At 66.8% G+C, this 18,342-nt stretch carries 16 protein-coding genes and 2 pseudogenes; 7 read left to right on the top strand and 11 right to left on the bottom strand.

Annotated features, from left to right (window positions below; genetic code table 11):
- Positions 1-27: 27 nt before the first annotated feature.
- Positions 28-582 carry a nuclear transport factor 2 family protein gene (locus CJ179_RS43305; RefSeq protein ID WP_257016088.1) on the bottom strand — a complete coding sequence of 185 codons (555 nt, stop codon included), beginning with the start codon at positions 580-582 and terminating at the stop codon, positions 28-30.
- Positions 583-1,286: 704 nt separating this feature from the next.
- Here CJ179_RS43305 and CJ179_RS43300 point away from each other — a divergent pair.
- Entirely contained in the window at positions 1,287-2,222 is a 936-nt protein-coding gene (locus CJ179_RS43300) for a recombinase family protein (RefSeq protein WP_095865512.1), read from the top strand.
- 123 nt (positions 2,223-2,345) lie between these two features.
- Here CJ179_RS43300 and CJ179_RS43295 read toward each other — a convergent pair whose 3' ends face one another.
- Entirely contained in the window at positions 2,346-3,677 is a 1,332-nt protein-coding gene (locus CJ179_RS43295) for an MFS transporter (protein WP_095865511.1), read from the bottom strand.
- A 283-nt stretch (positions 3,678-3,960) separates the two neighbouring features.
- On the opposite strand from CJ179_RS43295, the gene CJ179_RS43290 reads away from it, so the two are divergent.
- Both CJ179_RS43290 and CJ179_RS43285 read left to right on the top strand, forming a co-directional pair.
- Positions 3,961-5,550: a GntR family transcriptional regulator gene (locus CJ179_RS43290; RefSeq protein ID WP_095865510.1), complete on the top strand. Its 1,590-nt coding sequence runs from the start codon at positions 3,961-3,963 to the stop codon at positions 5,548-5,550.
- Between the two features lie 70 nt (positions 5,551-5,620).
- Positions 5,621-5,881 carry an acyl-CoA-binding protein gene (locus CJ179_RS43285; RefSeq protein WP_072943759.1) on the top strand — a complete coding sequence of 87 codons (261 nt, stop codon included), beginning with the start codon at positions 5,621-5,623 and terminating at the stop codon, positions 5,879-5,881.
- A gap of 61 nt (positions 5,882-5,942) precedes the next feature.
- Here CJ179_RS43285 and CJ179_RS43280 read toward each other — a convergent pair whose 3' ends face one another.
- Positions 5,943-6,899 carry an alpha/beta fold hydrolase gene (locus CJ179_RS43280; RefSeq protein WP_095865509.1) on the bottom strand — a complete coding sequence of 319 codons (957 nt, stop codon included), beginning with the start codon at positions 6,897-6,899 and terminating at the stop codon, positions 5,943-5,945.
- Positions 6,900-7,062: 163 nt separating this feature from the next.
- On the bottom strand, positions 7,063-8,187 hold the full coding sequence (locus CJ179_RS43275; RefSeq protein ID WP_072943761.1) for a serine hydrolase: 1,125 nt from the start codon (positions 8,185-8,187) through the stop codon (positions 7,063-7,065).
- A 150-nt stretch (positions 8,188-8,337) separates the two neighbouring features.
- Between CJ179_RS43275 and CJ179_RS43270 the strand changes: the two genes are divergently transcribed.
- Entirely contained in the window at positions 8,338-9,402 is a 1,065-nt protein-coding gene (locus CJ179_RS43270; protein WP_072943762.1) for an MBL fold metallo-hydrolase, read from the top strand.
- Positions 9,403-9,438: 36 nt separating this feature from the next.
- Here CJ179_RS43270 and CJ179_RS43265 read toward each other — a convergent pair whose 3' ends face one another.
- Positions 9,439-9,777 carry a helix-turn-helix domain-containing protein gene (locus tag CJ179_RS43265; RefSeq protein ID WP_072943763.1) on the bottom strand — a complete coding sequence of 113 codons (339 nt, stop codon included), beginning with the start codon at positions 9,775-9,777 and terminating at the stop codon, positions 9,439-9,441.
- 91 nt (positions 9,778-9,868) lie between these two features.
- Between CJ179_RS43265 and CJ179_RS43260 the strand changes: the two are divergent.
- A pseudogene (locus tag CJ179_RS43260) lies at positions 9,869-10,479 on the top strand (malonic semialdehyde reductase).
- Here CJ179_RS43260 and CJ179_RS43255 read toward each other — a convergent pair.
- Positions 10,480-10,770: a hypothetical protein gene (locus CJ179_RS43255; protein ID WP_072943765.1), complete on the bottom strand. Its 291-nt coding sequence runs from the start codon at positions 10,768-10,770 to the stop codon at positions 10,480-10,482.
- Between the two features lie 260 nt (positions 10,771-11,030).
- Here CJ179_RS43255 and gvpJ point away from each other — a divergent pair, with 260 nt between their 5' ends.
- Both gvpJ and CJ179_RS43245 read left to right on the top strand, forming a co-directional pair.
- Positions 11,031-11,399: a gas vesicle protein GvpJ gene (gene gvpJ, locus CJ179_RS43250; RefSeq protein WP_072943766.1), complete on the top strand. Its 369-nt coding sequence runs from the start codon at positions 11,031-11,033 to the stop codon at positions 11,397-11,399.
- Between the two features lie 80 nt (positions 11,400-11,479).
- The gene (locus CJ179_RS43245; protein ID WP_095865508.1) at positions 11,480-11,962 is read left to right on the top strand and encodes a carboxymuconolactone decarboxylase family protein; all 483 of its coding nucleotides are present in this window, start codon (positions 11,480-11,482) and stop codon (positions 11,960-11,962) included.
- A 12-nt stretch (positions 11,963-11,974) separates the two neighbouring features.
- On the opposite strand, the gene CJ179_RS43240 is transcribed toward CJ179_RS43245, so the two are convergent.
- The 5 genes and pseudogenes from CJ179_RS43240 to CJ179_RS43225 all read right to left on the bottom strand — a co-directional run bounded on the left by CJ179_RS43240 (position 11,975) and on the right by CJ179_RS43225 (position 18,206).
- Complete coding sequence (locus CJ179_RS43240; protein ID WP_072943770.1) at positions 11,975-12,868, bottom strand: LysR substrate-binding domain-containing protein; 894 nt, start codon at positions 12,866-12,868, stop codon at positions 11,975-11,977.
- Between the two features lie 103 nt (positions 12,869-12,971).
- Positions 12,972-14,243 carry a glucarate dehydratase family protein gene (locus CJ179_RS43235; RefSeq protein WP_095865507.1) on the bottom strand — a complete coding sequence of 424 codons (1,272 nt, stop codon included), beginning with the start codon at positions 14,241-14,243 and terminating at the stop codon, positions 12,972-12,974.
- A complete protein-coding gene (locus CJ179_RS52375) occupies positions 14,243-15,178 on the bottom strand; it encodes a 5-dehydro-4-deoxyglucarate dehydratase (protein WP_218834920.1) in 936 nt (311 codons plus the stop codon). The genes CJ179_RS43235 and CJ179_RS52375 overlap by 1 nt, the downstream gene beginning before the upstream one ends.
- A 30-nt stretch (positions 15,179-15,208) precedes the next feature.
- A pseudogene (locus CJ179_RS52370) lies at positions 15,209-16,798 on the bottom strand (aldehyde dehydrogenase (NADP(+))); the annotation flags it as partial.
- A gap of 49 nt (positions 16,799-16,847) precedes the next feature.
- Complete coding sequence (locus CJ179_RS43225; protein ID WP_072943777.1) at positions 16,848-18,206, bottom strand: MFS transporter; 1,359 nt, start codon at positions 18,204-18,206, stop codon at positions 16,848-16,850.
- Positions 18,207-18,342: the final 136 nt, after the last annotated feature.

Genomic DNA, 18,342 nt, shown 5'->3' with positions numbered 1-18,342 from the left:
AGATGTCGGAACTGGGTGGGCGGCCGGTCAGGCCGTGGGTGCGTGCTTGCCGACGACACCGTCGAAGACCTCGACGACCGCGTCCTCGGTGATGGCGTCGTTGTCCTCGGGCGAGTCGATCTCGCGCCAGAGTTCGTAGGCGATTTCGCGGGCGATCTTGCCGTCGCGCATCTGGAAGCAGTGCACCAGGCGGACGCTCATCTTCGTGCCGATCGCATACGGCAGGTTCGGCATCTTGTCGCCGACCACGGTCACGTGCGCGATCTGGTCGTCCATGACGAATTCCTCGGTGGCGAACCGGCGCAGCGCGATCGTCTTGTCGTAGACGAGGGTCTTGAAGATGTCCATGTATGCCGCGCGGACCTCGGCCGGGTCGGTGTAGACCATGCCGCGCGAGGGGGCCTCCCACACGATGTCGTCGGTGTAGAGGGCGATCGCCTTGTCCACATCGTCCGGGTTCTCGTTGTGGAAGTGCGCCTGCACGACCTCGAGGTTGCGGGCGATGATCTCCTCGTGCGTGAGCTCCGAGTTCGGACGGGTGTCGGCAATCACGCTATCCACCGACGTCTGTGCCTGAGTCATGAATTAACAACCTTTCAAACGGTGCGGCAACGTCCCCTTCTCAGCGAGCAGATGTGCTGCCCCGTGAAATCGCCAGCGTGTGCGTTGCCTGTGTGGTCCTGGCGCTTGACCTAGATCCTGTGTGAGGCGCGACACAAGGCGCTTGCGCGTGGGGACAAAAGTTCGATGGATCGATTGTGTCCATCGCTCATCGCCGCGATTGACTACCGACAGCGCACACGCATCGAGCCCCTAGCTGTAGTTCGCAGTTCGGTGGTCAACGGCGTGGCATGGGGATGTAGGTGAGGACGGCTCAGGGCCGCTACACAGCCGTGCGACCACGCCAAGGATCCCGGCAGCGGTGACGAGGGAATCCCGTCCTCGCACATCTTGTGGCCGGCGAATCTTGTTCCCGGTCATCTTCGGGCTCGGACAGGGGCGGGCAAGGCGTTCCAGTCGAGTTTGGACGAATCGGCGCCAGATTCGCACCGACCGCCAACCACACACCAATCCCTTGGCAACTTCGACCTGCTTCTTTCCGACTCGCCAGACGAAAGAAGCGGCAATCCGCGGGAGGCCAGGCCGCGCACTTTCACTCCCAACCTGTCGAGAATCGATCCTTTTTCGACATACCTTTTGACCAGTAGATTCAGTACGTCAAGAGCGTCGACAACCCGTGTCGAGAAACTATGCCGAAAAACCCCTGCGCGGGATATTGTCGACACATGCTGATCGGGTACGCGCGGGTGTCGAGCGCAGACCAGAACCCTGACCATCAGGTGGATGCGCTGCGCCGCGCCGGGGTGGCGGCCGAGGACATCCACGTCGACCATGCGGGCGGGGCGAAAGCGTCACGCCCTCAACTCGATCTGGTGCTGGCGCGGCTCCGCGCCGACGACGTTCTGGTGATCACCCGCCTCGACCGGCTCGGGCGGTCGATGCTGCATCTGATCACCCTCGGCGCCGATCTGCGCGAGCGGGGCATCGGGTTGAAGGTGCTCGAGCAGGGGATCGACACTGCCACTGCCGAGGGCCGAGCGATGTTTGGGATGCTGTCCGTCCTCGCCGAATTCCAGCGTGAGTTGATCGTGGCGAACACCCGCGACGGGCTGGCTGCCGCTCGGGCCCGCGGCCGTAAGGGTGGCCGGCCCTCGAAGCTGAGCTCGGATCAGATCGAACTGGCTCAACGCCTGTACGACGCAGGCGATCACACCGTCGCGCAGATCGCCGGCATGCTGAAAGTGCCCCGTACCACGGTGTATGGGCATTTGAACAAACGTGTGGACATCGCGCCGGTCACGCAGGACATCATCCTGGTTGCCGAGCCACCGGCACCCACGTCTCGCACGTGCCCGACCTGCGGGCATGAACCCACATCGCGCGCCGAGGCAGCACACCAACGTGCTGACCTCGCAGTGACTTGGCTCCAACCGGACCCCGATCACCGCGGAACGCTAATCGGTCGACAGCACTGCCGGCATTGTGAACTCGGACAGCCAGCATTCGACATCGCCTGCAGCATCTGCGGCGACGGCCCCATCCTCGCCGGCAGACTCGCTGAGCTGGCCGAAAAGGGAGATCTGATCAAGCCGGTCCAGCGATGGCTCACCGCAGCCGGATGGACCGTGACGCCTGATCTGCTATGCCCGGACCACGCGTGAGGCGAGAGCGGAGCCGCTGCAGCGGGGGATGGAATCCGACACCTTTCGAATATCGCACCCCACCAGTCCAAACCCAGATAGACGAACCGAAACGCGAGAGCGTCGTCGAGCCCGCCTCCGACGTCAGATTCGCGCGGAGTCGGCGAGGGACTTACCACGCGTCTCGGGCGCCCAGGCGGCACTGACAGCGAGGCCGATCAGGGCGATCGCGGCAGCGCCGAGCATGGTCGGGCCGATGCCCCAGCGGTCCAGGGCGATCGGGACCATATAGGTACCGACGGCGCCACCGACTCGGCTGAGTGACGAGGCCAGTCCCACCGCGCTGCCTCTGATTTCGGTCGGGAACAGTTCGTTGGGGTACACGAGCTGAAGGACCTGGGCGCCTCCGGTGAAGATCGCGTATGTCGCGAACAGGCACAGGATGACAGGTACCGGACTGCCCGGGAACAATCCCAACAGGAGCAGGGTCAGTCCGGACCACGCGAAGCTGTGGATCAGCAGGGTGCGGCGACCCAGTTTGTTGATGGCGGTCAGCGCGATGACGCAGCTGACCAGGAGCAGGATCGTGACGACGGCCGAACCCATGTTCGCCACTCGCCCGTCGAGGCCGAGACCGGCGAGGATCCTCGGCCCGAAGGCGTACACCGCGAACAGCGGCACGACGGATGCGGTCCAGAAGGTCGTGACGAAGACGATTCGTCCGAGGTAGCCCGACTTCCAGAGCGGGCCGATTGCCCCGGCGGAGCTGCCGGGCTCGATCTCGAGTGTGGCGTGTGGGCCGAAGATTTTCGTGATGATCGCACTGGCTTCGGCGACGCGCCCCTTGCCGGCGAGCCAGCGCGGTGACTCCGGTGTGCCGGCGCGGGCGAGCACGGTCAGGGCAGCCGGTACCGCGGCGCTGGCCAGCACCCACCGCCAACCCTGATCACCAACTCCGCTGACGAGGTCACCGACGACATAGGCGGACGCGGCACCGAGGAACCACATCACGGTGAGCGAACCGATGAAGGGGCCACGATATTTCTTCGGGGTGAACTCGGTCAGAAGTGAGGCGGCCACGGGATAGTCCGCCCCGATTGCCACTCCGATCAGAACCCGGAGCAGGAACAACCACCAGAAGCCGTCCACCCAGAACTGCGCGACCGAAAAGACGACGACGGCGATCAAGTCGAATGTATAGAGACGCCGGCGGCCGAAGCGGTCGGTGAGCCGTCCGCCGAGGAACGATCCGAGGAAGATACCGATCGTTGCCGACGCGGCAATGAGGCCTTGCTGCGCCGAATTCAGACCCCACTGCGGCGTGATCTGCACCATGGCGATGCCGATGATGCTCAGCACGTATCCGTCGAGGAAGGGTCCCCCGCCGGCGTGGAGTGCGAGTCGTTTGTGGAAGCGCAACAGCGGGGCATCGTCGACGAGGAACGCTTCTGTCCGGGCGTGAGGTGGCTGGTCCATCGAGTTTCTCCTGAGCTGATTGCGGCCACAGGGGCCGTATCCGGGCTCGCATGACGACGGGCGCGTCGTCACGCACAGGGAACCCGCGCGCGCCCTGTGCCTGCGCCTCGGTGAGTATGCATGCGCCGCCTGTTTGTTGACCATCGACTCGAGTCGAAACGGTCACCTTGTTGGGATTTGATTCATAAGTACCTGAGCAGACTGAAGGCACAACATGCCAGCTCACCCGCGCCGATGCCTGCTCTACTATTTGTGAGTCGATCGCGAGGAAGGGGAGGCGGACGTGCCACTGTCCGAGGCGGAACGACGTGCACTCGAGCGGCTGGTGTCGGCACCGAGCACCCCCCAGTCGCTGGCCCTCCGCGCCCGCATCGTTCTGGCGAGTTCCGAGGAGTCGATTTCCACTGTTGCTCGCGCCCTTGGGGTCTCACGCAACACGGCACTGAAATGGCGGACCCGATTCGGCACCCACGGTCTGCAGGGGCTCGAGGATCTGCCGAGGCCGGGTCGTCCGACCGCCGCAGGGGACGACTTGCACCGTGCGATCCTGCGTATTCCGCTGCAGCGACCGCCGGACCGGGGGTGGACCACACGCACGATCGCCGAGGCACTCGGCACCAACCAGGCAGCGGTGAGCCGGGTTCGGCGTCGGTGGTTCGCAGATCGGCCCGACCTCATCTCACATTCGGTCCTGGACTCGCCGAACTCGATGGTGCTCGCGGCTGTCGTCATCGATCCCGGCGTGCGGGTCCTCGTCTTCCACCAGCCGGCAACGCCCGCAGCGCGACCGCACAGCAGACAGACCAGTCAGCTCACCGAACCCGTCCGTGTCCTGCTTTCGGCCCAGTTCGCCTTCCCTCGCGAAACCCCGGCCACCGGGAACGACATCTCCCCGACGCTGCTGACCACGTTGGGCGAGGTCGACGCCGCGGTGCCGCGTAATTGGCCGGTTACCGCGCTCGTCGATCGTCCGATACCGCCTCGGGTGGACCGTTGGCTTGTTGGGCATCCCCGATTCAGTGTGTACGAAGTCGATCCCGACTCGTGGCTCGCGCAACTGAACTCGATCACCGCAGTCCTCGACCCTCGCCAATCGCCGGGACTGCTCGATCTCGAACACAGGGTGCGCCGGTGGGCGGAGCAACCGAGCACACCATTTTCCTGGGTCCGCGCCTCACCCACCCGCGCTTCTCGCCGGCCCGCGACCGAAGACCACCGGTCACGCTCCCCCTCACCCATATTGGCATCGGCAGTGGTCGAAGCACTACGCGAGTCCCTCGCCACCGGCGCGTTCCGGCCGGGGCAGCGCATCGCAGAACAGCCTCTCGCCACTCGGCTCGGTGTCTCCCGCGGGCCGATCAGGGACGCCCTGAAAATCCTCGCCGAGGACGGACTGATCGAACTCGAACCGCACCGCGGCGCGTACGTGCCCCTCCCCACTCGGCGCGACGTCTACGACACCTACACCGCCCGAGGCCCCCTCGGAGCCCTGCTGCTGCGCCGCATCGCCACGAACGGATCATCCCGTCTGGCCGCGGCGAAAGACGCGCTGGACGACCTCGTCCAGCAGGCCGAAATGCGCGACGTTCCCGGCACGGGCGACGCCGACATCCGGTGGCAGGACACCCTCGCTGCCGCAGCCGACATGCCGAGAATCGAGAAGATGTTCGTCCGTCTCTCGCTGCAGTTGCGGATGTTCGTCTCGATTCTCGGTCTCGAATACGCGTACTCGGTCGATGAGATCGTCGCCGACAACACCGCGATACTCCTCGCTCTCGAGGCCCAGGATCCCGAAGAGGTCACGCGGCTCTGGCGCCGCAAGATCGACAACGCCGTGACCTACATGGTCGGACAACTCGGCCATCTCGACTGAGTGAACCAGCCGCCATCGGCTCCGGCCGCTACGATTGCGTCGAATCGTCCGTCCGAGAGCCAGGGGTGCCATGTCGGAGTTGGATCAGGCGTTTGCCGATGCACAGGAGAACGTCAACAAGCTCACCTCGCGACCGGACAACGATCAGCTGCTGCAGCTGTACGCGCTGTTCAAGCAGGGGTCGAAGGGTGATGTCGAGGGCAAGCGGCCCGGTCGGTTGGACATGGTCAAACGCGCCAAGTACGACGCCTGGGCCAAGTTGACCGGTACGAGCAGCGCCGACGCCAAGCAGGGCTACGTCGACCTGGTAGCCCGGCTCACGCAGGGCTGAGTTCAGCGGGCCCCGAAGCACCAGTCCTGGACATGCTGATCGTGCGCGAACTGTGCACCGATCAGGCAGTCAGCACCAGGTTCGCGGATTCTGCGGTCTCCGAACCGCGTATCCGGGTCACGAGGCGAGCAATCGCATCGGCAACCGCGGTCGGTTGTTCGAGGATCACCGAGTGGCCGGCGCCGTCGACGCAGACGAAATCGGCGTCCTCGACCTGCGCGGCGATTGCCACCGAATGGGTGGGCGGCGTCATCAGGTCCGCGGAACCGCACAGCACGAGCGTGGGAATCGCCGAGAGCGCCGGCAGCGTCTCTGACTCGTCGTAGGTCGTGAACGAGTCCAGGAAGCTGGTCATCGTCACGATCGGGGTCTCGTCGTGCATCGCGATGGCGAGCTCGAGGACGTGTGTGCTGACCTTCCGGTCACCGAATTCGGCCCCGCGGATGACCGGTGCGAATACCTTGCACCCGAGGCGCTTCACCTGCTCCATGGATGTCGGTGCTCGGCGCACGGCCTCCTGGACCCAGGACAGGACCGGGGCGCGCAGCAGTCGGCCGAATCCGGCGTCGGCCAGACCACTCGCGGCGGTTGCGATCAAGCCGATCCCGACGATGCGGGTGCCGATCTCGTGCGGATACCGGCGCGCGTAGGTCAGTGCGGTCATCCCACCCATGGAGTGTCCGACCAGAACGACCGGATCGGTGGGGGCGATGGCGTCCAGTACCGCGTGGAGGTCGCGGCCCAACTGCTCGAGGGTGTAAGTCGCAGCGGGCGCCACGTCGGAATCGCCGTGACCGCGGTGGTCGTAGCTGACGATCCTGGCGTCGGTGTACTGCCGCATCAGTTCGTCCCGCACCAGGATCCACGATTCGGCACTCAGGCAATGGCCGTGCAGAAAGACGATCGTCATGGGGGCGTCGGTGGGGCCGTACTCGCGAACCGCAAGCGAAACACCGTCGTCAGCCGAGACAGTGGTCCTGCGCTGGACCGGGGCTTGGGTGGTGCTCTCGATCGACATGCCGGCCTCCCTCCTCCTCGCGATGACAGGTTCTACTGTCCATCGCGCAGGTTCGGGAAATAAGCACCCCGAGTGCTGTCCGTAATCACCCGCGGGTGACCGTCCCGCCACCCAGGGTGGATCCGGCCGCGCCGCTCCGCCGACCCGCGGTTTCGTCGGATCGCTACGACGGCGGCGCAGGCCACGGGTGGTCGAGGCTGACGATCTTCACGATCTCGGTGAAGAAGTTCCACACGCCCAGCGGGTCGGCGTTCGAATTGACCAACACCACCACCGTCTTGCCCTCGGGGGGAAGGTAGTAGGCATAGGTCTGGAAGCCCGCGATGTTTCCGTTGTGGCCGATCCAGCCGTTCTGGTTCTCGACCCCGAGTCCGTACAGCGAACCCGTGCCTTCCGACGGCGCCGGCTGAAACTGCTCCCGTTCGTGCTGGGTGGCGGGCGAGAGCATCGTTCCTTCTGCCAAGTCGCGCACCCACACGCGCAGATCGTCGAGCGTGGAAATCATGTTTCCCGCGCCGAATCCCCACGACGGGCTCCAGTCGGTCGCGTCCACCGTCGCGCCGTCGGGTGTTTTCGCGTATCCCCGGGCGTGCGGTGACGGAAGGGCCGCAGTGGTGGGGACCGAGGTGTCGTCGAGATTCTCGGGTTCCGTGATCCGCTCGGCGATGTAGGTATTCAGCGGCAGGCCGGATGCCTTCTCGACCACGAGACCCAAGAGGAGGGTGTTGGTGTTGGAGTAGTCGAACGCGGTTCCCGGCGCGAAGAGGGGTGGACGGCTGAAACTGATCGCGAGCAGTTCCTGGGGTGTCCATTGGCGCTGCGGCTGACTCGGGAGCGCCGGAATCACCACCTCGGAGTAGTCGAACAGCCCACTGCGCATGGCCGCCAACTGGCGGAGGGTGATCGCCTCGCCGTTGGGGACGTCGGGCACATACCTGTCGATCGGATCGTCGAGGCCGACCTTTCCCTCATCGACCAGTTGCAGCACGGCGGTGGTGGTGAAAGTTTTGGTGAGGCTGCCGACGCGCATGAACAGGTCCGGCGACATGGGGTCGCCGGTGGCGGTGTCGCGTACCCCGAACGCCTGCACGTAGGGTGCAGCGCCGTCCTGCCAGACACCGACGATCGCCCCCGGAACCGAGGCGTTCTCCATCGCCGTCGGGATGGTTTCGGTGAGCTGCGCATCGGGCAGGACCGGTGCATCGTCCGATTCACCGCATCCCGCCAGTCCCGTCGTGAGGACCGCCAGAACGGCGACCAGTCGCCGCACCGAGGATGTTCGTGCCACCCCGCTCTCCCATCGCTGTCTCGAATCTCGACCTGCTCGAAGCTTGCGTGGAACACTGTTTCCAGTATGGGCGGCCGTACCCAGCCGGGGAGGCGGATTACTTCGGGTGAACCGTCACCGACGAGTCGGGTGGCGTGTTAGAACGAACGAGTGGCACTCGGCGAACAGATCGAGATCGACGCTCGGACGCGCATGATCGTGGGTCAGGCGCTCGACATGGCCGCGCACCAGCCGGACGTGGGCAACGTGATCGTCCACCGGGCCGGAGATCTCCTGGTGCTCGTCGACAGCGGGGTGACCACCGCTTTCCGCGACGCGATCCGGTCCGCCGCCGACGACCTCGCCCCGTGGTCGAAGATCCTTCTGCTCACCACCCACGGCCACCCCGACCATGTCGGGAACAACGACCTCGTCAACGACCTCGGCGACGGACTCGACCGCTCGAACGTGCAGCACTTCGTCAGCGCACACGACGCGAGCCAGTACCGCGATGACGGTCTTCCCTACTGGATCACGAGTCTCGAGCGCGTGTCCGGATTGGTGCCGGGGTTCGAGGATCCGGCTGACGCAGCTCGCCGGCTCCTTGCCATGTACCGGCCCTACGTTCCCGTCACCGACGTCACCCGGACCTATGAGGAACTCCCGCTCGAGCACCTCGTCATCGGCTCTCAACACGTGTCGGGTTGGTCGTTCGGAGACGGTGCCGTCCAGGTCGTCCGCACCCACGGCCACTGCGCCGGCCAGGTCGTCGTCCACCTTCCCGGGGCACGATTGCTGCACCTGTCCGACGAACCGAACGGGCCGTGCGGCGCGATGCACGACGCCAACCAGATGAACATCTTCGCCGCGGCCGCCCTGGCGCTGACGCTGGTCGAGACCGGCGCCGTCGACGTCGTCACGGAGGGCCACGCGTTCGAGGTGTTCGATCGCCCGGCCGCAGCCGAGCGCCTGGCGTCGCTACTCGATCAGGCTTCGGCGCTCGACGGCGCCGCACAGGCATTGCTCACCGATCGCATCGACGATCTGCCGGCGTTCGTTCACGCCTTCATCGCGCGATCCCAGGAACTGGGCGTATCGGGTGCGAATCCGAACCCCATGTTCAACACGATGATGACGATCGCCAAGTTGCGCGAGCTCGGCCTCGTAGCGAAAGGTGCAGGTTCGCAACAGACGTGGACCCGACCCGCGCTCGACGACTCCACGCGCGCACCCTGATCCCCGGTTGCGGCAGTCCGAGTCGGGACTCGCCGGTCACTGCACCGTGAGATGCGTCTTCGCCCACTCCGCCAGTTCGTCGAGGACCGGCATCAGTGACTGGCCGGCCTCGGTCAGCTGATAGGTGACCGACACGGGCGGTCCCTCGCAGACTTCCCGCGTCACCAGACCGGCCCCGGCCAGTTCGACGAGACGGTCGGAGAGCACCGAATCGCTGATGCTCCCGACCGATCGTCGCAGCCCGGAGAACGTCGCCGGGCCCGACATCAGCGTCGCCAGAATGACGCCGTTCCAGCGCTTGCCCAGGAACGTGAACGCTCTCGCGAGCGCGCCGTCGCACGCGCGCGGATCGTGCTGTTCGACGCCTGAGCTCATACCTCGACCATAGCAAGGTGCTAGCATCCAACTGTCAACTAGTTTTTTACTAGTAACATTTTTGTTGCTAGTCATCGAGAGGGAAGCAACCATGAGCTCAGACGTACAGACGCGACCGGAACTGGACGAGGCGGGTCGCGCCCTGCTGTTCAGCGAGGCACGCACGGCCAACAGTTTCGCGTCCACCCCGGTGACCGACGAGCAGCTCGCCCAGATCTGGGACCTCGCGAAGTGGGCACCGGGGTGGCGAACACCCAGCCCCTGCGGATCGTTTTCGCCCGGACCGACGAGGGTCGCGCGCGACTGCTGCCACACATGAGCGAGGGCAACAAGGCAAAGACCGAGTCGGCGCCCGCGGTCGCCATCCTGGCCGTCGACACGCAGTTCCACGACCACATCCCGGCGTTGCTGCCGTTCCGGCCGGAGCTGCGCGACGTCTTCGAAGGCGACGAGAAGATGCGCGAGCGAACGGGCGAATTCAACAGTGCACTCCAGGCCGGCTACTTCATCCTCGCCGTCCGATCCCTCGGCCTGGCCGCAGGCCCGATGGCAGGCTTCGACGCCGCCGGAATCGACGCCGAGTTCTTCCCCGACGGCCGCTTCCGTTCCATTCTCGTCGTCAACATCGGGCACCCCGGCGCGAACCCGTGGTTCGATCGGCTCCCCCGCCTGGACCCGGCCGACACCGTGTCCTGGATCTGACTACCCGTCGGAACTCTCACGACGGTGCGTCCCCCGCCGACCGGATCGAGGGCTGGGATCGACGGTCACCTCGTCCGTGTCGGCGAAGACGAGGCGCCCGTCGTCGAGTGCGATCGCCCACCGATGCGCCGGCGCCCAGTCGTGCCCGGCACCACCCGGCTCGGTGAGTGCCGCGTAGTCCTCGACGACCTCACCGGTCGCGTCGGCCTCGGCCTTCCTGCGGACCAGCACCCGCGTGCCGACGGTCAACTCGGGGCCGGGCCCCGACCTGTCATCGCTTGCGTCGCCCATCGTGCACCTCTTCGTTCGGCGAACCTGGTCAGGAGCATAAGCACCTGCGGGCCCCGGGGCGACCCGAGCACCGAAAGAGCCGACCGTCCGGACCGTTTCCCGGCCGGCACGAGGAACGAATTACCTAGTCAATTCCCGTCTTTGACCGATTAGGTTCCCTCGGTTCCGGGTAGTCCGGTAGCCGCACGATATTCACGGTTTCCGCCATGTCGCAGGGCATGCGGTAACGGGCGGCACGAGCAAAAGCGAGGTGCACGGCAATGACCACAGCCGGTGGAGGCCCGAGCTCGAGCAGCCTGGCCGATGTCATCGACACCATCTTGGACAAGGGCCTGGTCATCGACGCCTACGTCCGGGTCTCGCTGGTCGGCATCGAACTACTCACCATCGACGCCCGCGTCGTGGTCGCGAGCGTCGACACCTACCTGCGTTTTGCCGAGGCGGCGAACCGACTCGCGATCGGCAGCGAACCGAAAGGCCTGACCGATCTCGTCTCCGACGTCAAGGGCAGCGGCAGCACGAAATCCAAGACCAAGGGCGTACTCGAGGGCGTGGGCGAAACGCTCAGTGAGCTGCTCGGCGGATCGGACAACGAACGCGAACCCGCACCCCGTCGGAGGCGGACATGACCACCGCCGCCGAGGCCACTGCTACGTAGAACACGTGTCAGATCTATCGCCCGCGACGGCTCTCGCTGTAGCATTCGGGGATGAGTCGAGTAGGTAGCTACAGTGACGATGACGTGGCAGGTTGGCTGTCGATCTCACCCGAGCTGGGTGGTGCGCTCGGCGCCTTCACGGACGCGGTATACAACCGGAACCAGTTACCGTTACGCGTGCGGGAGATCGCGCGGATGGCGGTCGCGGAGGCCAACGAGTGCGCCGTGTGCCTCGGCACCCGCGACAGCAGTGGCGCCGACGCGGGCATCGACGAGCACTTCTACGATCACGTCCTCGAGTGGGAGTCGTGGCCCGGGTACAGCGCGGAGGAGCGGACGGCGGCGGAGTTCGCGCACCGGTTCGCCACCGATCACACGGCGCTGCGCGAGGACGAGGACTTCTGGGCGCGGTGTCACGAGCATTTCACCGACGAGATCCTGACCGACCTGGCGTTGTCGTGTGCGTTGTGGCTGGGGACGGGCCGGGTGCTGCGGGTGCTCGACATCGGTCAGACGTGCAAGCTCACGCTCTGAGCGTGCCGGCCCTCATTCCCATTCCCGCTGCGGCAGGACGTCCTCCATGAGCCTGCGCAACGCGGGGTTCCGGCTGTCCGAGCGCCAGGCGGCGTTCATCTGGACGGGCCGGTCGCGGATCGCGGAGACAGGCCGGAACACGACCCCTTCCGGGTGCATCGTCTGCGCGGATTCCGGGACGAGGGCCAGGCCCAGCCCGGACCGGACGAGCACCAGCATGGTGTGCACCTGCGTGACGTACTGGACGTAGCGCGGGGAGGCCCCGACGATCGTGAACGTGCTGATGAGCAGTTCGTGGAAATACCGCGCATCGACCGGCGAATACATGACGACGGGCTGGTCGTCGAAATCCTCCACCGCCAACTGGCCGGCGTCGGCGAGGGGGTGACCCGCGGGCAGCGCGGCGACGAGACGTTCGTGGTGGATGGGGCGGGTGTCGATGCCGGGGCGGGTGAGGATGGGGCGGATCAGTCCGAGATCCAGTTCACCGCTGATCAGCGATTCGATCTGCACCGACGTGACCATCTCCCGCAGAACAATTTTCACGTCCGGCAGCCGGTCGCGTGCGGCCTCGAGCAACCTCGGCAGCACCGCGTGCGCGGACGCGCCGGTGAACCCGACGACGACGGTGCCGAGATCACCGGCAGGCACCCGCCGCACCGTCAGGGCGGCACTCTCCGACAGACTCAGAATGCGCCGGGCGTCGGGCAGGAACGCCGCCCCGGCCGCGGTGAGGGTGACGGATCGGCTGGTGCGGTCGATCAACTGCACCCCGAGTTCGCTTTCGAGCTGCTGGATCTGACGGCTCAGCGGCGGCTGCGTCATGTGCAGGCGCTCCGCGGCGCGACCGAAATGCAGCTCCTCCGCGACGGCGATGAAACACGACAGCCGTGCGAGGGAGAACATTCGATCCACTCCTTTGCCTCGAGGTGGGCCCGAGCCCGAAGCTCAATCTAGCCCACCCGGAAGACGCCGACCGAGTTCGCGGTCGGCGTCTTCCGTGAGACAGCTACCAGCGAGGGCAGGTGTTCTCGAACGTCGGGTCCACCGACTTCATGTACCCGGTGTCGTCGCGGTCGCGCACCCCGCAGTCGAGGTACTGCTGGTGCAGGGCGGCGAGCGCGTCCTCGTCGATCTCGACGCCGAGACCCGGCGTCGTCGGCACCGCGACCGCGCCGTCGACGAACTTCAGCACACCCGGCTTGACGACGTCCTCGGTCTTCCACGGCCAGTGCGTGTCACACGCGTACGTGAGGTTCGGGGTGGCGCCGGCGAGGTGCACCATCGCGGCCAGGCTGATGCCGAGATGCGAATTCGAGTGCATCGACAGGCCCAGGCCGAAGTTGTCGCAGATCCCGGCGAGCAGCCGCGACCGCTGCAGGCCACCCCAGTAGTGGTGATCCGACAGCACGACCTGCACCGAATCCTTCAGCACCGCAGGCTTGAGCTGATCGAACGCGACGACGCACATGTTCGTGGCCAGCGGCATCTTCGCCTCACGCGCCACCTCGGCCATGCCGTCGAGACCGGGTGTGGGGTCCTCGAGGTATTCGACGATGCCGTCGAGTTCCGACGCCACCCTGATCGACGTGTCGACGGTCCACGCGGCGTTGGGGTCGAGGCGCAGCGGCAGGTCGGGGAACGCGGCCCGCAGCGCCTTGATACCGGCGATCTCCTCGTCCGGGGAGAACACGCCGCCCTTGACCTTGATGGCCTCGAAGCCGTACTCGCCGATCATCTTCTGCGCCTGGCGGACCAGACCGTCGGGGTCGATCGCCTCGCCCCATTCGTCGGGCTCGGCACCGGGGTGCCCGGCCCACTTGTAGAACAGGTAGGCGCTGAACGGGACGGCGTCGCGTACCTTGCCGCCGAGAAGGTCGGACACCGGCCGGCCGAGTGCCTTGCCCTGCACGTCGAGGCACGCCACCTCGAACGGGGAGAACACGCGGTCGGTGGTGCTGGCCGTGGTGATCATGCCCGCGACACCGTCGCCGCCCGTGACGGTCAGCGTGGCGATCTTCGCGTCGATCGCCGCGCGGATCGCGTTGAGCGCGAACACGTCCAGCCCGACGATCGCCTCGGCGGCCGCCTCGAGCCGGAGCAGGTGGGCCGTGTCGGCGTACGTTTCACCGAGTCCGACGAGACCGCCGTCCGTGTCGAGCTGGATGATCGCGCGCAGCGCGTAGGGCTGGTGCACGCCGACGGTGTTGAGGAGCGGCGGATCGACGAACGCGACGGGCGTGATCCGCGCGCCGGTGATCCGGATCGGTGCGGCAGTCATCAGACCGCCGCCTGCACGGCGAGAGCGTCGGCGAGAACGGCGCGGCCGGCCGCGGTGATCCGAATGAGCTCACGCAGGTGCACGTCGCTCGTGGGGACGAGCGGCGGCCGCACGGGCCCGGCGTCGATACCTTCCATCGCGACACCCGACTTGATCAGCGACACCGCATATCCGGGCACCTGGTCGCGCAGGCGCACCAGGGGGTGGAAGAAGTCGCGGAGCAGTGCGTCGGTGAGTTCCTGGTTGCCGGATTCGAGTGCGTCGTAGAAGCCGAGTGCGAGTTCCGGCGCGAAGGCGAACGTGGCGGACGAGTACAGCGTGACACCGATCGCGCGGTACGCCTGCTGGGTCACCTCGGCGGTGGGCATGCCGTTGAAGAACAGGAACTGCTTGCCGGACGGGGCGAGCGCGTCCTTCACCGCACGGACGATGCGGCCCACCTTGTCGAGGTCACCGGTGCCGTCCTTGAACCCGACGACGGTCGGGAACTGCGCGACCTCCACGGCTGCCGGCTCGTCGAAGCGGGCGTTGCCGCGGTTGTAGACGACGAGCGGCAGGTCGGTGGTCTCGGCGACCGCGCGGGTGTACTCCACCAGTCCGGCCTGCGGCATCGTCACCAGGTACGGCGGGAGCAGCAGGATGCCGTCGGCGCCGTTGGCTTTCGCGCTGGCGGCGAACTCCTTGGCCTGCTGCACGGAACCGCCTGCGCCGGCGAAGACGGGGACCCGTCCGGCGACGACTTCCGTCGCCTTGGCGACGATCCTGCCGAACTCCTCCAGCCCGAGGGCATGGAATTCGCCTGTGCCGCAGGCGATGAAGACGCCTCCGGGGCCGGCGTCGACACCCTTGGCGACGTGCTCGGCGAGCCGGTCGTAGTCGACGTCGCCGGATGCTGTGAACGGGGTGACGGGGAAGAACAGGACGCCGTCGAGCATGGGGAACTCCTTCACGAGGGAAAAACAGTCTTGGGTGAGTCGGCCGTCGATGCGACGCCACAACTGGTCGGGGTTGCCGTCGGCGATGGCGGCGGGAAGCAGCGAGCTCGGAACATCCTGGTAGGCAACGGGTCGCAGGAAGCGTTCGATCGCCAGCGAACCCACGGACGTGGTGCGCGAGTCGGACGTCGCGGGGTGCGGACCACCGTGCACCATCGCGTGACCGACCTCGACCCCGGTGGGCCAGCCGTTGAACAGGATTCGTCCGGCCTTGAGCTCGAGGACGGGCAGCAGGCGGCCTGCCTCGTCGAGATCGGCGTCGTCGACGTGGACGGTCGCGGTCAGCTGGCCTTCCAGCTTCGCCGCCACGGCGCGCACCTGCTCGGCGTCGCGGCAGCGGACGATCAGGCTGGACGAGCCGAACACCTCCTGCTGCAACACCTCCGAGCCCAGGAACGTGTCGGCGGCGGCGCTGAACAGCGCCGCCCGGCCGGTGTTGGGCGCGTCGGATTCGGTGCCGCGGGCCTCCACGGTCGCAGCTCCGCTGAGCGCGGTGACGCCGTCGGCGTAGCAGCCGGCGATGTTCGGGGTGAGCATCGGGGTGGGCGTGCTCTCGGCGACCGCGGCGCGCGCGGACTCGACGAACGAGGTGAGGCCGGGACCGTCGACCGCGATGACGAGACCGGGGTTGGTGCAGAACTGCCCGGAACCGAGGGTCAGCGACCCGACGAAGGCGCGACCGAGTTCGGCGCCGCGGGTGGTGAGCGCGTTCTCGAGGAGGAACACCGGGTTGATCGAACTCATCTCCGCGTACACCGGGATCGGTTCCGGGCGTCCCGCGGCGGCCGCGACCAGAGCGGTTCCGCCGGAACGGGATCCGGTGAAGCCGACGGCCTTGATGCGCGGATCCGTGACCAGCGCGGTGCCGAGCCCGCGGCCCGAGCCGAACAGCAGGGAGAACGTCCCCGCAGGCATGCCGGTGCTCGCGACGGCGTCGGCGATGGCGCGGCCGACGAGTTCGGACGTGCCGGGGTGCGCGTCGTGGGCCTTCACGACGACGGGGCAGCCCGCCGCCAGCGCCGACGCGGTGTCGCCGCCGGCGACGGAGAACGCGAGGGGGAAGTTGCTGGCGCCGAACACCGCGACCGGTCCGAGCGGGACCTTCCGCTGGCGGATGTCGGCACGCGGCAACGGGGTGCGGTCGGGCAGCGCAGGATCGATGCGGGCACCGTTCCAGCCGCCGTCGCGCAGGACGCCGGCGAACAGCCGCAGCTGTCCGGAGGTGCGGCCCACCTCGCCGGTGACGCGGCCCTGGGGGAGTCCGGATTCGGCGCACACCCGGGCGATCAGCGTCTCGCCGAGCGCCTCGATGTTGTCGGCGATCGTCTCGAGGAACCGGGCGCGCTCCTCGGACGTCGTGGCGCGGTACGGCGCGAACGCCTCGGCGGCGGCGGCGCAGGCCGCGTCGACGTCCCGGTCGTCACCGTGCGCGAAGCCGGGCTCGAGCTGGTGGCCGGTGGCGGGGTCGATGCCGTGGATGGTCGTGCCGGAACCCTGGACGGGGTTGCCCGCGATGATCATCTGTCCGGTCACGTCGGTCCGGTTCACCGTTGCTGTCATGATGCGATCCTCGAATTCTCGTCTGCGTTTCGTATGGTCCGGTGACGGGTCATTTGGTGGCCAGGGTGTCGTCGGACGCCACCTCTGCGACGTTCGCGACTTCGTCGATGTCTTCCTTGTCGCGCCGGAAGTACGTCACCGCCGCGGCGGCGGCCAGGGCGAAGAGCGACAGCACGATCAGGCCCATCGTCACCGTGCCGGTCTGCTCCTTGATGACACCGAAGCCGAACGGGGCCACGAAGCCACCCAGGTTGCCGAGCGAGTTGATGATCGCGATCGCCGGTGCCAGCACCATCGGGTGGAGCGTGCGCTGCGGAATCGACCAGAACAGCGGGCTCGCGCTCTTGAACCCCATCGTCGCGACGCACAGCAGCGGCAGGGCCAGCCAGGGCGTGACGAACGCGGCGGCCATCGTGCCGATACCACCGATGAGCAGCGCGGCGACGAGGTACGGCTTGTGCCGTCCGGTGCGGTCGGCGGAGCGGTTGGAGAAGTACATCGCGAAGATCGCGCAGATCCACGGGAGCGAGGACAGCAGCCCGACGGTGACGTCGGTGGTGCCCGGGATGCGGCGGATGATCGACGGCAGCCAGAACGTGTTGGCGTAGATCGCCATGGTGATCGCGAAGAAGATGCCGCAGCACACCAGGATCCGCGGCTGCAGGAGCAGCTTCCAGCGCGAGCCCGACTCGCCGCGCTTCGCGGACGCCTCGCTGCGCAGCACGTCCTCCTCGGCGATGACGGCCTGCAGGTCGTGCTTCTCCGGGCCGGTGAGCCACTTCGCGTCGTCGATCTTCGAGTCGAGCAGGCGGTAGGCAATGCACCCGACGACCACCGACAGCAGGCCCTCGAGGGCGAACATCCACTGCCAGCCGTGGTGCCCGCCGAGTCCGTCGAGGGACAGCAGCGGTCCGGACATCGGTCCCGAGATGGCGGCCGCGATCGACGAACCGGCGATGAACAGGGCGGTGGCGCGGCTGCGGTGGTTGTTCGGCAGCCAGCGGGTGAAGTAGAAGATGATGGCCGGGAAGAAGCCGGCCTCGGCGACACCGAGCAGGAACCGCAGGGCGTAGAACATCTCGGGGCCGTTGACGAACGCCATGGCCGCGGACACCAGGCCCCACGAGATCATGATGCGGGTCAGCCACACCTTGGCGCCGAACTTCTCCATCAGCACGTTCGACGGCAGTTCGAAGATCGCGTAGGCGATGAAGAAGACACCCGCGCCGAATCCGTACGCCGCGGCGCCGATGCCCACATCTGCTTCGAGGTGGGTCTGGGCGTAGCCGATATTCGAGCGATTGAGCTGGTTACAGATCAACATCACGATGAACAGCGGCACGACACGGCGGAAGATCTTGGAGACCGCGCTGTCGACTGCCGGCGAGACGGCGAGGGGGAGGGTCATCGGTGACTCCTCTCTCTGGATTCGGGGGGTGACGAAGTTGGGGGACTCTGATCACGCCCCGATCCGGAAGCGTGACCTGAGTCATAGGAATCACGCTAGAGGGATGTTCGATACATGTCCAAGTCAAAGATTCTCG

It is taken from the genome of Rhodococcus sp. ACS1 (assembly GCF_002300155.1).
GTDB classification, from domain to species: Bacteria; Actinomycetota; Actinomycetes; order Mycobacteriales; family Mycobacteriaceae; genus Rhodococcus_F; species Rhodococcus_F koreensis.
This window is presented reverse-complemented; position numbering and strand designations above follow the sequence as displayed.